The 13,686-nt window shown below is 64.3% G+C and carries 13 protein-coding genes; 7 read left to right on the top strand and 6 right to left on the bottom strand.

Annotated features, from left to right (window positions below; all coding sequences use genetic code 11):
- Positions 1-177 precede the first annotated feature (177 nt).
- Positions 178-1,053: a hypothetical protein gene (locus tag ACWPWO_RS03245; RefSeq protein WP_454004371.1), complete on the top strand. Its 876-nt coding sequence runs from the start codon at positions 178-180 to the stop codon at positions 1,051-1,053.
- 66 nt (positions 1,054-1,119) lie between these two features.
- Here the strand turns inward: ACWPWO_RS03245 and ACWPWO_RS03240 are convergent, their stop codons facing one another.
- Positions 1,120-2,037: a LysR family transcriptional regulator gene (locus tag ACWPWO_RS03240; protein ID WP_394064051.1), complete on the bottom strand. Its 918-nt coding sequence runs from the start codon at positions 2,035-2,037 to the stop codon at positions 1,120-1,122.
- 110 nt (positions 2,038-2,147) lie between these two features.
- On the opposite strand from ACWPWO_RS03240, the gene gcl reads away from it, so the two are divergent.
- From gcl to pyk, 6 genes are all read left to right on the top strand, one after another.
- Positions 2,148-3,923 carry a glyoxylate carboligase gene (gene gcl / locus ACWPWO_RS03235; protein WP_454004370.1) on the top strand — a complete coding sequence of 592 codons (1,776 nt, stop codon included), beginning with the start codon at positions 2,148-2,150 and terminating at the stop codon, positions 3,921-3,923.
- Positions 3,924-3,949: 26 nt separating this feature from the next.
- Positions 3,950-4,729, top strand: coding sequence for a hydroxypyruvate isomerase (gene hyi / locus ACWPWO_RS03230; RefSeq protein WP_454004369.1), 780 nt, complete (start codon positions 3,950-3,952; stop codon positions 4,727-4,729).
- A 41-nt stretch (positions 4,730-4,770) separates the two neighbouring features.
- A complete protein-coding gene (locus ACWPWO_RS03225; RefSeq protein ID WP_454004368.1) occupies positions 4,771-5,655 on the top strand; it encodes a 2-hydroxy-3-oxopropionate reductase in 885 nt (294 codons plus the stop codon).
- A gap of 310 nt (positions 5,656-5,965) precedes the next feature.
- Positions 5,966-7,243 (top strand): glycerate kinase type-2 family protein, encoded by a 1,278-nt coding sequence (locus tag ACWPWO_RS03220; RefSeq protein ID WP_454004366.1) that lies wholly within the window; start codon positions 5,966-5,968, stop codon positions 7,241-7,243.
- Between the two features lie 22 nt (positions 7,244-7,265).
- A complete protein-coding gene (locus tag ACWPWO_RS03215) occupies positions 7,266-7,667 on the top strand; it encodes a GlcG/HbpS family heme-binding protein (protein WP_394064041.1) in 402 nt (133 codons plus the stop codon).
- An 18-nt stretch (positions 7,668-7,685) separates the two neighbouring features.
- On the top strand, positions 7,686-9,113 hold the full coding sequence (gene pyk, locus ACWPWO_RS03210; protein ID WP_454004365.1) for a pyruvate kinase: 1,428 nt from the start codon (positions 7,686-7,688) through the stop codon (positions 9,111-9,113).
- Positions 9,114-10,450: 1,337 nt separating this feature from the next.
- On the opposite strand, the gene coq7 is transcribed toward pyk, so the two are convergent.
- From coq7 to ACWPWO_RS03185, 5 genes are read right to left on the bottom strand one after another with little or no spacing between them, the layout of a single operon-like run.
- Positions 10,451-11,119 (bottom strand): 2-polyprenyl-3-methyl-6-methoxy-1,4-benzoquinone monooxygenase, encoded by a 669-nt coding sequence (gene coq7 / locus ACWPWO_RS03205; protein ID WP_454004363.1) that lies wholly within the window; start codon positions 11,117-11,119, stop codon positions 10,451-10,453.
- Positions 11,120-11,151: 32 nt separating this feature from the next.
- On the bottom strand, positions 11,152-11,790 hold the full coding sequence (locus tag ACWPWO_RS03200) for a hypothetical protein (protein WP_394064035.1): 639 nt from the start codon (positions 11,788-11,790) through the stop codon (positions 11,152-11,154).
- Positions 11,787-12,419: an SCO family protein gene (locus ACWPWO_RS03195; RefSeq protein WP_454004362.1), complete on the bottom strand. Its 633-nt coding sequence runs from the start codon at positions 12,417-12,419 to the stop codon at positions 11,787-11,789. The genes ACWPWO_RS03200 and ACWPWO_RS03195 overlap by 4 nt, the downstream gene beginning before the upstream one ends.
- Positions 12,420-12,440: 21 nt before the next feature.
- A complete protein-coding gene (locus ACWPWO_RS03190) occupies positions 12,441-13,040 on the bottom strand; it encodes a c-type cytochrome (protein ID WP_454004360.1) in 600 nt (199 codons plus the stop codon).
- A gap of 55 nt (positions 13,041-13,095) precedes the next feature.
- Positions 13,096-13,686, bottom strand: coding sequence for a cbb3-type cytochrome c oxidase subunit II (locus ACWPWO_RS03185; RefSeq protein ID WP_394064029.1), 591 nt, complete (start codon positions 13,684-13,686; stop codon positions 13,096-13,098).

Here is a 13,686-nt window from a genome sequence, read left to right as displayed (position 1 = left end):
CGCCTTGCCCGAGGCGGCCTTCTTCTTTATCCCCTTGAGCAGTCCCATCCGAAAAGTATCGACTAATTTACATGTAAACAAAAAAGACAAGACACTACAGGAATTATCAACCATGCGTTCCGATGCAAAGGGCAAAGACCCCGGACGCCATACCAAGCAAATCGAAGAGGAGACTTCATGAAACACCTGCGCCCCACCCTGCTGACCTGCGCCGCGCTGGCCGCCGCCACGCTGGCTTCCCAGGCGCACGCCGCCACCTGGAGCGATACATTCCTGGGCTACCGCTACAGCTCGGCCTACACCGAGCCGATGAACGACCGCGACATCGAAAAGCACATCCTGAGCCTGACGCATGTCAGCGGCTACAGCCTGGGCCAGAACTTCTTCAATCTGGACATCCTGCAGTCGGATCGCCACGATCCTTCCAACGGCAGCAAGAACAACGGCGCCACCGAGTTCTACGCCACCTATCGCCACCAACTGTCGCTGGGCAAGGTCTTCGACAAGAACCTGGCCTTCGGTCCCGTCAAGGACGTGGCCCTGACGGCCGGCTTCGACCTGAACACCAAGAACACCGCCTTCGCGCCGCGCAAGCGCCTGCTGGTCGTGGGCCCCACCTTCAAGTTCGACGTGCCCAAGGGCTTCGTGGACCTGAGCCTGCTGTACGGCAAGGAGTGGAACCACTGCGGCCTGGGCGCGCCCGCCTGCCCGCAGAGCAAGATCTCCTTCGATCCCCAGTTCATGGCCAGCCTGACCTGGAACATCCCTTTCGATGCAGGCGCGCTGCCGCTGAAGTTCCAGGGCTTTGCCAACTACAACGGACCCAAGGGCGAGGACTACGCCGGCATCAGCACCAAATCCGAAGTGCTGGTGCGCACCTCGCTGATGGCCGACGTGGGCAAGCTGGCCTTCGACAAGAAAAACACCCTGTGGGTGGGCGTGGGCTACGAGTACTGGTACAACAAGTTCGGCAACCGCTACATGGCCAACGGCGACCTGAAGCCCGGCATCAAGACCAGCGCCCCGACCATCCAGGTCGAATGGCACTTCTGATCGCGCCGCATAACCAGAAAAAAACCGCTCCTTGGAGCGGTTTTTTTTTGGAGCGGCCCGGGACAGTCAGAACTGCACTTCCCCGTCCCAATAGCCCGGCGTGTTGTAGATGGCGCGCAGATAGTCGATGAAGCGCCGCACCTTGGCAGGCAGGTAGCGCTGTTGCTGGTAGACGGCCTGGATGTCGTAGCTGGGCATCTCGAAGTCGTCCAGCACCGTGACCAGCTCGCCGCGCTTGAGTTCGGGCTGGATTTCCCAAGTGGAGCGCCAGCCTATGCCCCAACCCTGCTTGACCCAGTTGAACAGCAGCTCGCCGTCGTTGCAGTCCAGGTCGCCGTCCACCCGCACGGCGAAGGGCTTGCCGTCGCGCATGAAGGTCCAACCGCGCTGCTGGCCGCCCTGCAGGTTGAAGGCCAGGCAGTTGTGGCGCACCAGATCCTCGGGCACGCGCGGCACGCCGTAGCGCTCGAAATACTCGGGCGTGCCGCACACCACGCGGCGGTTCGGATACAGGCGCACCGCCACGTAATTGGGATCGGTGACCTCGCCGATGCGCAGGGCCATGTCATAGCCTTCGCGCACCAGATCCACCACGCTGTCGGTGAAATTGAAGGACAGCTTCAGCTCCGGGTAGCGCTTCTTGAAGGCGATGGCGTGCGGAGCGACGTGTCGACGCCCGAAGGCGGCCGGCGCCGACACCACCAGGTGTCCGCGGACCACCTTGCGCTGAGCGCTGATGCTGGCCTCGGCCTCGTCGAAGTCCTTCAGTATCTGTTTGCACTGCTCCAGGAACTGTTCGCCCAGGTCGGTCAGGGTCAGGCCGCGCGTCGAGCGGTGCATCAAGCGTACGCCAAGCCGCTGTTCAAGCGCATCCAGGCGCCTTCCCATGACGACGGGGGTGACTCCTTCCACGACGGAAGCCGCCGCAAAACTGCCTTTTTCGGCCACCAGGGCGAAGCTTCTGATCTCGGTATAACGACTCATTCAATACTCCAGGTATCGATAGAAACAATCGTACCATCAATTCAAAGCCCTGCCCCCACTCCTTATTATCGTGTTGTGTATTTCGTCAACCGATGATCTAGGAGACATCAATGGCTCGAATGAGAGCAGTGGACGCCGCCGCCGCGATTCTGCGCAAAGAAGGCGTGAGCACCGTATTCGGCGTGCCCGGCGCCGCCATCAACCCCTTCTACTCCGCTCTGCGCAAGGAAGGCGGCTTTGATCACATTCTCGCCCGCCACGTGGAAGGTGCTTCCCACATGGCCGAAGGTTACACCCGCGCTGCTCCGGGCAACATCGGCGTATGCATCGGCACCTCCGGCCCCGCCGGCACCGACATTATCACCGGCCTGTACTCCGCTTCGGCCGACTCGATCCCGATCCTGTGCATCACCGGCCAGGCTCCCCGCGCCCGCCTGTACAAGGAAGACTTCCAGGCCGTGGACATCGAGTCCATCGCCAAGCCCGTCACCAAGTGGGCCGTCACCGTCCGCGAACCCGACCTGATCCCGCGCGTGTTCCAGCAGGCTTTCCACATCATGCGCTCCGGCCGTCCCGGCCCCGTGCTGATCGACATGCCCATCGACGTGCAACTGGCCGAAATCGAATTCGACCTGGATACCTACTCCCCGCTGAGCGCCTACAAGCCCGCGGCCACCCGCGCCCAGGCTGAAAAAGCCATCGAACTGCTGAACGCCTCCGAGCGTCCGCTGATCGTGTCCGGCGGCGGCGTCATCAACGCCGACGCATCGGCCCTGCTGCAGGAATTCGCCGAGCTGGTCAACGTGCCCGTGATCCCGACCCTGATGGGCTGGGGCTCCATCCCCGACGACCTCCCCCTGATGGCCGGCATGGTCGGTCTGCAGACCGCGCACCGCTACGGCAACCAGACCCTGCTGGCATCGGACTTCGTGTTCGGCATCGGCAACCGCTGGGCCAACCGCCACACCGGCTCGGTGGACGTCTACACCGAAGGCCGCAAGTTCGTGCACGTGGACATCGAACCCACGCAGATCGGCCGCGTGTTCGGTCCTGACCTGGGCATCGCCTCGGACGCCGGCGCCGCCCTGGAACTGTTCATCGAAGTGGCCAAGGAATACAAGGCCGCCGGCAAGCTGCGCGATCGCGCCCAATGGGTTGCCGACTGCCAGAAGCGCAAGGCCACGCTGCAGCGCAAGACCAACTTCGACAACGTGCCTCTGAAGCCCCAGCGCGTCTACGAAGAAATGAACCGCGCTTTCGGTCCCTCGACCCGCTACGTGACCACCATCGGCCTGTCGCAGATCGCCGCCGCGCAGTTCCTGCACGTCTACCAGCCCCGCAACTGGATCAACTGCGGCCAGGCCGGTCCTCTGGGCTGGACCATCCCCGCCGCCCTGGGCGTGGTCGCCGCCGACCCATCGCGCGAAGTGGTCGCCATCTCGGGCGACTACGACTTCCAGTTCATGATCGAGGAACTGGCCGTGGGCGCGCAGTTCAAGCTGCCTTACCTGCATATCCTCGTCAATAATGCCTACCTGGGCCTGATTCGCCAGGCGCAGCGCGGCTTCGACATGGATTACTGCGTGCAGCTGGCCTTTGATAACATCAATGCGCCCGAGACCAACGGCTACGGCGTGGATCACATTGCCGTCGTAGAAGGCCTGGGTTGCAAGGCCATCCGCGTGCACAAGCCCGAAGAGATCCAGCCCGCCATCGAGAAGGCCCGCGCCCTGATGAAGGAATTCAGCGTGCCCGTCGTGATCGAACTGATCCTGGAGCGCGTCACCAACATCGCCATGGGCACGGAGCTGCACAACGTGACCGAATTCGAAGCCCTGGCCGAATCCGGTATCGATGCGCCCACCGCCATCTCGCTGATGGACTGATTGTTGATTTGAAACGGAGTACCGAAATGCCAAAATTTGCTGCCAACCTGACCATGCTGTTCAACGAGCACGACTTCCTGGACCGTTTCCAGGCAGCGGCCGACGCCGGCTTCAAGGGAGTGGAATACCTGTTCCCCTACGCCTACGACAAACAGCAGCTGGCTGAACAATTGCAGAAACACGGCCTGACCCAGGTCCTGCACAACCTGCCGGCCGGCAACTGGGACGGCGGCGAACGCGGCATCGCGGTGCTCCCCGAGCGCGTGAGCGAATTCCAGGACGGCGTCGGCCGCGCCATCGAATACGCCACGGCCCTGGGCTGCAAGCAGGTCAACTGCCTGGCCGGCAAAGTGCCGGCCGGCCTGGACGCCGACACCGCTCACAAGACCTTCGTCGACAACCTTCAGTTCGCCGCCGGCAAGCTGAAGGACGCCGGCATCCGCCTGCTCGTCGAACCCATCAACACCTACGACATTCCAGGCTTCTACCTGAACCGCACCGAACAGGCCGCAGCCCTGCTGCAGGACGTCGGTTCCGACAATCTGTTCATCCAGTACGACATCTACCACGCCCAGCGTCAGGAAGGCGAACTGGCCAACACCATCAAGAAGCACCTGGATAGAATCGCGCACATCCAGCTGGCCGACAACCCCGGCCGCAACGAGCCGGGCACGGGCGAGATCAACTACGCCTGGCTGTTCAAGTACATCGACGGCACCGGCTACGACGGCTGGATCGGCTGCGAATACAAGCCCGCCGGCGTCACCAAGGACGGCCTGGGCTGGATCCAGGCCCTGACCGCCTGATCGGTCGGCTCACTGCGCACCAACAACTAGGAGATTACAAAATGGCAAAAATCGGTTTTATCGGTCTGGGCATCATGGGCGCCCCCATGGCAGTCAACCTGATCAAGGGCGGCCACGAGCTGTTCACCTTCACCCGCGGCCCATTCCCCAAGAGCGTCAGCGAAGCCGGCGCCACCGTATGCGAGAACAGTGCTGACGTCGCCCGCCAGGCCGACATCATCATCACCATGGTTCCTGACACCCCTCACGTCGAAGACGCCCTGTTCGGCGAGAACGGCGTGGCCGCCGGCCTGTCCAAAGGCAAGATCGTGGTGGACATGAGCTCCATCTCCCCCGTGGCCACCAAGGAATTCGCCAAGCGCATCGCCGAACTGGGCGGCGAGTACCTGGACGCTCCCGTGTCCGGCGGCGAAGTCGGCGCCAAGGCCGCCTCCCTGACCATCATGGTCGGCGGCAAGCAGGAAGTCTTCGACAAGGTCAAGCCCCTGTTCGAACTGATGGGCAAGAACGTCACCCTGGTGGGCGGCGTGGGCGACGGCCAGAGCACCAAGGTGGCCAACCAGATCATCGTGGCCCTGACCATCGAAGCCGTGGGCGAGGCCCTGCTGCTGGCCTCCAAGGCCGGCGCCGACGCCGCCAAGGTGCGTGAAGCCCTGATGGGCGGTTTCGCCAACTCCCGCATCCTGGAAGTGCGCGGGGAGCGCATGGTCAAGCGCACCTTCGATCCCGGCTTCCGCATCGAGCTGCACCAGAAGGACCTGAACCTGGCCCTGACCACCGCCCGCCAATTGGGCGTAGCCCTGCCCAGCACCGCCATCGCCCAGGAGCTGTTCAACACCTGCGCCGCCCACGGCGGCTCCGGCCAGGACCACTCCGCGCTGGTCCGCGCCCTGGAAATCATGGCCAACCACGAGATCGGTCAATAAGACCGGGCTCCAGGGCGAGTCGACTTGCCGACGCCATTCGCAACAGCAGGGCATCAAAAGTCGATTCGTCCTGAAAGCGGGCTGCGGCCCGCTTTTTTACCGCCGGGCCGCCCCGAGGCACAATGCCTCCTTTGGAGGTGCAGCAAGCCAGAGGCGCCGCGGGGATGTTTTTCAGCGCTGCACCGGGGCCTCCCTCTTTGCTGCGCTTGTTCTTTTCGTCTAGATGGGCGCCTTGCCATTTCTGCAGATGCGCCCATATCGCGCAGCGGCCAGTGACCGACGCCGCCATAGCCCTGCGCCAGGAATGCCCATGAAAATCGAGCCACAAGACTTACTCAGCAAAATGTTCCAGGCTGCCGTCAATGCGGCTCAGCCCGAACACTGTATTCCTCCCTACCTGCCTGAAGCGCCCAAGGGCCGCACCATCGTCATCGGCGCCGGCAAGGCCTCCGCCGCTATGGCTCAGGCGCTGGAACGGCACTGGAACAAGGGCCCCATCAGCGGCGTCGTGGTGACGCGCTATGGCTACAGCGTGCCCTGCGACCACATCAAGATTCTTGAGGCTGCCCACCCCGTCCCCGATCAGGCCGGCGAAGACGCCGCGCACGAGATCCTGCGCACGGTCAGCAAGCTGAGCGAAGACGACCTGGTGATCTGCCTGATCTCGGGCGGCGGATCCTCCCTGCTGCCGCTGGCCGGCGAAGGCATCACCCTGGCCGACAAGCAGGCCATCAACAAAGCCCTGCTGAAATCCGGCGCGTCGATCGGCGAAATGAACTGCGTGCGCCGCCACCTGTCCGCCATCAAAGGCGGCCGGCTGGCCGCCGCCTGCGCTCCCGCCCGCGTGCTGAACCTGCTGATCTCCGACGTACCCGGCGACAATCCCATGGACATCGCCTCCGGCCCCACCGTGGCCGATCCGACCACCTGCGAGCAGGCCCTGGAAATCATCCGCCGCTACGGCATCGACATTCCCGACGCCGCCCGCAGCCTGCTGGAGACCGGCGCCGGCGAAACCATCAAGCCCGACGATCCGCGCCTGGCGCGCGTCACGACCCACTTGGTGGCCACGCCCCAGCTGGCCCTGCAGGCCGCCGCCCGCGTGGCCGAAGCCGTGGGCGTGCAGCCCGTGCTGCTGGGCGACAGCATCGAGGGCGAAGCCCGCGACGTCGGCAAGGTCATGGCCGGCATCGCGCTGAGCGTGGCCCAGCACGGCCAGCCGGCCGCGGCGCCCTGCGTGCTCCTGTCCGGCGGCGAGACCACGGTGACCATACGCGGCAAAGGCCGCGGCGGACGCAATGTGGAATTCCTGCTGTCCACCGCCGTGGCCCTGGACGGGGCGCCCGGCATCTACGGCCTGGCCGGCGACACCGACGGCGTGGACGGCCAGGAAGAAATCGCGGGCGCCTCCTGCAGCCCCGACACGCTGGAGCGCGCCTGGAAACTGGGCATACGGCCGCGCGACAGCCTGGACAACAACGACGGCCATGGCTTCTTCGAAGCCCTGGACGACTCGCTGGTCACCGGCCCCACCCTGACCAATGTCAACGATTTCCGCGCCATCTTGGTTTTACCCCACAGCGAATAACGCATTTCATAAAGGACTGGACATGAGAGACACGAAGGCCCTGACACTGGACGACGCCAAACGCATCGCCGCCGCCGCGGAAGCCGAAGCCCGCAACAACAACTGGGCCGTCAGCATTGCGATCTGCGACGCCGGCGGTCACTCCCTCTGGCTGCAGCGCATGGACGGCGCTCCCCTGATGAGCGCCAGCGTCGCCCCCGAGAAGGCCCGTACCTGCGTGCTGAGCGGCAAGCCCAGCAAAGTCTACGAAGACATGGTGAACAATGGCCGCATCGCCGCCCTGGCCATGCCCGTGGTGCCTCTGGAAGGCGGCGAGCCCGTGGTGGTGGACGGCCAGGTGATCGGCGCCGTGGGCGTGTCCGGCGTGAAAGCCGGCGAAGACGCCCAGGTCGCCCGCGCCGGCGTCGCCGCCCTGACCGCCTGACTCAGCAAGGACAACACCATGAAACGTCAACGTCAATCCCGCATTCTGGCCACGCTGGGCCCTGCCAGCTCCACGCCGGAACGCATCCGCGAGCTGTTCGAGGCCGGCGCCGATGTATTCCGCCTGAACTTCAGCCACGGCACCCATGAAGACCACGCCGCCCGCTACCACGCGATCCGCCAGATCGAAAAGGAAACGGGCCGCAGCATCGGCATCCTGATGGACCTGCAGGGGCCCAAGCTGCGCGTGGGCAAGATGAAGGACGGCCGCGTGCAGCTGCAGACCGGCCAGAAGTTCCGACTGGACCTGGATCCGGCCGAAGGCGACGGCGCCCGCGCCCACCTGCCGCATCCCGAGATCTTCGCCGCCCTGGAGAACGGCACCGACCTGCTGCTGGACGACGGCAAGCTGCGCCTGCGCGTGGACAGCTTCGGCCCTGATTTCGCCGAGACCACCGTCATGGTCGGCGGCCCCTTGTCCGACCGCAAGGGCGTGAACGTGCCCGGCGTGGTCCTGCCCATTTCGCCCCTGACCGAAAAAGACCTGGCCGACCTGAAATTCGGCCTGGAGCTGGCCGTGGACTGGGTGGCCCTGTCCTTCGTGCAGCGTCCCGGCGACATTCGCGAAGCTCGCGAGATCATCGGCGACAAGGCCTGGATCATGGCCAAGCTGGAGAAACCGCAGGCGCTCGAGCACCTGGAGGAGATCGTCCATCTGTGCGACGGCGTGATGGTCGCTCGCGGCGACCTGGGCGTGGAAGTTCCCCCGCAGCGCGTGCCCGTGCTGCAGCGCCAGATCGTGCGCACGGCGCGCGCCGCCGGCCGCCCCGTGGTCGTGGCCACCCAGATGCTGGAATCCATGATCACCTCCCCCGTGCCCACGCGCGCCGAAGCGTCGGACGTGGCCACCGCCATCTACTCGGGCGCGGACGCCGTCATGCTGTCGGCCGAATCGGCCTCGGGCCAATTCCCGCTCGAAGCTGTTTCCATCATGGACAGCATCATCAAGGAGATCGAGAACGACCCTAGCTGGCGCACCATTCTGGAGGCCAACCACAGCACGGCCGAAGCCACCACCGCGGACGCCATCTGCTGCGCCTTGCGCCGCGTGGCCGCCATCCTGGAGCCGGCCACCACCGTGGCCTACACCACGACCGGCTTCAGCGCCCTGCGCGCCAGCCGCGAGCGTCCCACCGCGCCCATCCTGGCCCTGACCCCCAAGCTGGAAACCGCCCGCCGCCTGGCCCTGGCCTGGGGCGTGCACGCCATTCCTTGCGAAGACGTGAGCGACCTGAGCGAAATGATTGATCACGCCACCGACGTGGCCGTCAGCAATGACTTTGCGAGTGCAGGCGACACCATCGTCATGATCGCAGGCGTGCCTTTCGGCAACAGCGGCAAGACCAATCTGCTGCATGTGGCCACCGTGCCCGGCGCCAAGGCCTGACACTCCCGGCCCCGTCCTGAGCAACACACTGCCCGCCTCGAGCGGGCAGTGTGCTTTTTACGCCCTCCCCGCTCCGACTCTCTCGTGAGCTTTCCGGACAATGCCGACGCCCTCAGGCGAGGGGCGGAGCCAGCAAGGCTCGAGCAGGCACCCAATGGCGGGGCTCATCGCTAGCCGCGGGCAAAAAAAAACCCGAGATCAAGAGATCTCGGGCAAATCCACCAAAGGAGGAGGGTGGAGGAGACAACCGTGGCATGTCGGGCTGCTAGATGATTCATCGAGCCAGAAAGCTAGGGTAATTACCGTTGTTTTTCCCGCTTTCTTTTCGACATCCGATAACTGAAGTTTATCCATAAAATTTGTGCGATGCAAGATAAATACGCTCGAGACCGCATAAACCAAGAACTTGTGGCGTTAATGCCTCATTTCCTAGCGCAAAACAGGCCGCAGGTATCTAGTCGTTATCCCTAAGCCCCAAAACCATCACCCGCTGAACGGTCACAGCCGGCAAAACGCCCTCTTTGCGACGCTTCGATGCAGGAAAAAAGGTTCTTTAAGGAATTCCGGGGATTCCTCCGTGTTTGGCGAGCCGTTTGGGCCAAGCAGAAAGAAGCTCGGATTCTCGCAAGGCCGGCCGGGGCGGGCCGGCTTGGCTGGGTCCTTCGCCCGCGCTGCGCGCGGGTTCCCTGGTCAGGATACGAGGGCGGGCGGAGCGTAAACTCGCAGGGTGATTCGTCCACTGGACGAATCACAAGCGCCCTGCTCGAACAGCACGCCCCTTGCCTCCCGCCCCCGCATCCCGCCTGCGGCGAAGGCCCTGACTCGCCCGCCGGCCCGCCCCGGCCGGCCTCGCGAGAACGGCGCCGCTGTATTGGCCCAAACGGCGGGACGTCCGCGCAAGTCGTATGAGGCGTCAACCTCACATCCGCTGAGCCTTCTGTTTGATGAATGATGTCGATGGCCGGGTCGATGCCATCGGCATATTGAGCCGTTCAAGGCGCGGGAAGATCGGACGGGGCGGGTCGGATGGCTTGCCGCAGGTGGGGTGCGGGGACGGGGTGCAAGCGTCGTTCTGTTCGACGGCGGCGCTTGTTGCTCGCCTGGGAGGCGAGCAACCCGCCGGAGTTAACGACGCGCCCGGCCATGCGCCCCAACTAGGGCACCGGCGCGCCGCGCCGGCAAGCCATCAGCGCCGTACGATCTTCCCGCGTCTTGAATGGCGTCTTCAAAAAAACAGTTCGGCATCGACTTGGCAAATTGGCTCTTGGAATTCCTCGAAGAACCCAAAAAAAAGCCGCTCCGAGAGCGGCCTTCCGACACAAAGCGCAAGCAAGACTCTACAAGCGATAGGCCGTAGTGGTCATGATCTTGGACATCATGCGCATGGCCGCCTTGATGGGCGGCGGCAGGATCGCGGCGCCGTTATGTTCGGCCGTGCGGCGATGCTCGATCTCGTCGTCGCGCATCTGCTCGACCACGCGCCGCGAGCGCGCGTCGGCCTGGGGCAGCGACTCGAGGTGGCTGTCCAGATGCTGTTCGACCTGGCGTTCGGTTTCGGCCATGAAACCCAGGTTGTAGGAGACGCCGGCTCGGCTGGCGATCAAGCCCAGCGCAAACGAACCTGCATACCAGAATGGATTGAAGATGCTGGGCCGGCTGTCCAGTTCGCGCAACCGGTCGTCGCACCAGGCCAGGTGGTCCACCTCTTCCTGGGCGGCGTGCAGCAATACGTTGGTGACCTGTGGATCCTTGCACAGCATGGCCTGGCTGCGATAGAGCGCCTGCGCGCAGATCTCGCCCACGTGATTGACGCGCATCAGGCCGGCGGCATGGCGCGCTTCCTCGGGCGTGATGTCCGACACTTCCTTGCCGGCTGGATTCGGGCGCGAAGCGCGCGCCGACCGGCCCAGCACGTCCAGTGCCCGGTTGGCCTCGGTCAGGAATGGATCGAACAGGCCGGTGCGTCTGTGCAGCCGGTAAGCGCCGGCCGGAAGGGAACGGTTCATGGGAGCCACCTGAAAAACAGAATCAATCGCTATTATTGCCGCAAAAAGGCCAGGATGGCCTTGATCTCGGCCAAGAGCCAGAGCAAGGGAAGCACACAGGCCATGACCACCAGCCCGATGCCGGCGATTTCCTGATCCGACTGCAGATAGAAGTTGCACAGGCGCATGGGGTTATCCTGGTAAAGAATGCCCACGATGGCCATCATCCAGCAGAAGTTGCCCAGAAAGAACAGGCGGAACACCAGGTGGGCGCGCCGCCAGGACTCCATGAACAGCATGCCCATCAGCACCAGGCCGACATACTTGCCCAGCGCCATGGAGGAAGACACCAGCACGTCGTCCAGCGCCTTGGGCACCATCCAGTAGGCAGCCGCGAAGCTGACCAGGATCAGTCCCGGCAGGCCGTACTCGTTCAAGGCGTAATAGGGCCGCAGAACCGCCTGCATGGCGCGGCTGCGCCCCGCACCCTGGAAGCTCAGAGCCAATTGCAGGACAACGCCGGAAAGCACCAGCAAGGGGATGTGCACCAGCATGTGCAGGCTCATCTGGGCGGTCAGCGGCCGGTCCCAGTACGCCGCGGCGGCGAACAGCACGGCGGCCAGCAGGGCCAGGATGCTGCCCAGGTAAGGACGGATGCGGCGCGGCGCCGGAGAGGTTCGCAACTGGATCATGGGGCCGCCTTCCGGACGCGCTCCAGGGCCTGGCGCGCGTGCGACAGGGCCAGGATGGGTTCGCCGTAGTCCACGATGCGCCGCAGCCGCGGCTCGGCCGTCACCACGTGGGAGGCGGCATTGTGCTCGTATTCGTCGAACGGCGCGGGAATGACGATGATGCCGAAGTCATCCAGGACGCGCTGGCGCTCGTCGCCCGGCATCATGGTGACGAATTGCCAGACCGCGGGATCCGCCTTCATCATGTGGCTGTAGCGCTGCAGGCGATCGGCCGAATCCGTGGGATCGAAGCTGATGCTCAGCAGGCGCACCTTGTCCTGCAGGCCCTCGTCCAGGATGGCCTGCTGCAACTGCTGGTATTCGGAACCCATGGCCAGGCACAGCGTGACGCAGCGGGTATAGATGAAGTTGACGATGGCCACGCGCCCGTCTTGGTGCAGGACATCGTGCAGGCTGCGTATGGCGTTGGAGGGAGTCAGGACCGACACATCGGAGATGGGCCGGGGAGAGGCGGCCACGTCGTTGCGACGGGCCGTCTCGGAGGTCAGGGCCGAGAACCCCTGGGTCAGGTGGGCCAGCGCCCCTATGCCCAGGGCGCAGACCAGCAGGAGACTTGCCAGGAGTTTCATTCCCGGCCCTTCAGTACGGCATCACTGTTCCATGGGCGCCAGGTCGGCGTCGCCATTCCAGTGGTCGGTCTTGTCAGCGGTTTTTTCACGTTCAGCTTTGACAAAGGCCTCATCCACGGGGTCGGCGCTGTTGTCACCCAATTCAGTACGCAGGTAGTTTACTACCGCCGCCATTTCCGCGTCATTGAACTTCTCGCGGAATTCGGGCATGGCGCCATTGTACTTGTTGCCCTTGACCGTGATTTCGCCGGTGATGCCGTGCAGCAGGATCTGGACCAGCACCTCGGGCTTGCGCAGCACCCATTCGGAGCCGACCAGCGGAGGGAACACGCCCGGGATGCCGGCGCCCGTGGCCTGGTGACAGGCCGCGCACTGCGCCACGAACAGCTGGTGGCCGTCGATCTTGCCGCCTTCGGCGCCTTCGGGAGCCTTGAAGTCGGCGGCGATGCGGTTGTCCCCCACCGTGGAGTCGTAGCTCATGTTGCTGCTGAATATATAGTAGATGCCCCACAGGAACAGGCCTGCGATGACGAGCAGCACCACCCATGGCACCGGCTCCGCCTTCTCGTGCGGATCGGCGTTCTCGCGCAGCTGCGCGTCGTACTTGTGATTGTCAGTCATTCAAATTCTCCGATGCGCCCCGACACGCGGGGCGCACTAGCTCGACGGTATCTGTTTATTTGAGAACGCTGGCGGGCGATACGGGATACGTACGGTCCAGGGCCAACAGATACTGAACCAGGTCCAGGGCTTCAGGCTTGGCCACGACCACCTTTCCTTCCGGAGCGAAGGCGCCGGGCAGATTGACGACCTTGTCGCCGGCCTCGGCCTTGTCCTTCAGCTCGAACATGAAGGGGTAGGCAGGCATGTTGCTGCCGGGCGTGTAGGCGCGAGGCTGGTACAGGTGGCCCAGGTGCCAGTCCACGCTGGGCTGGCGGGCGCCGATGTTCATCAGGTCCGGACCGGTGCGCATGGTGCCCAGCAGGTGGGGCGTGTCGTAGTAGTAGTCGCCGGCCACGGAAGCGCGGCCCCAGCCGCGCTGGAAGTCGGGCGCTTGGTTCTGGCTGCGCGGCTGCTGCGAGTGGCAGTAGACGCAACCCATGTTGATGTACTGCTGGCGGCCGCGCAGCTCGACGCTGGTGTAAGGCTTCAGGCCTTCGGGCGGCTCCACCTTCTCGACTTGCAGATAAGGGATGACGACCAGGGCCGAGATGGCCAGGGCGAGCGTCACCATGGCGCCGCCCAAGAGTTTGTATTCGCTTTCCAT

Source organism: Alcaligenes sp. Marseille-Q7550, from assembly GCF_965112015.1.
Note: the sequence above shows the minus strand (reverse complement) of the source record. Positions and strands in the feature narration are given on the sequence as shown.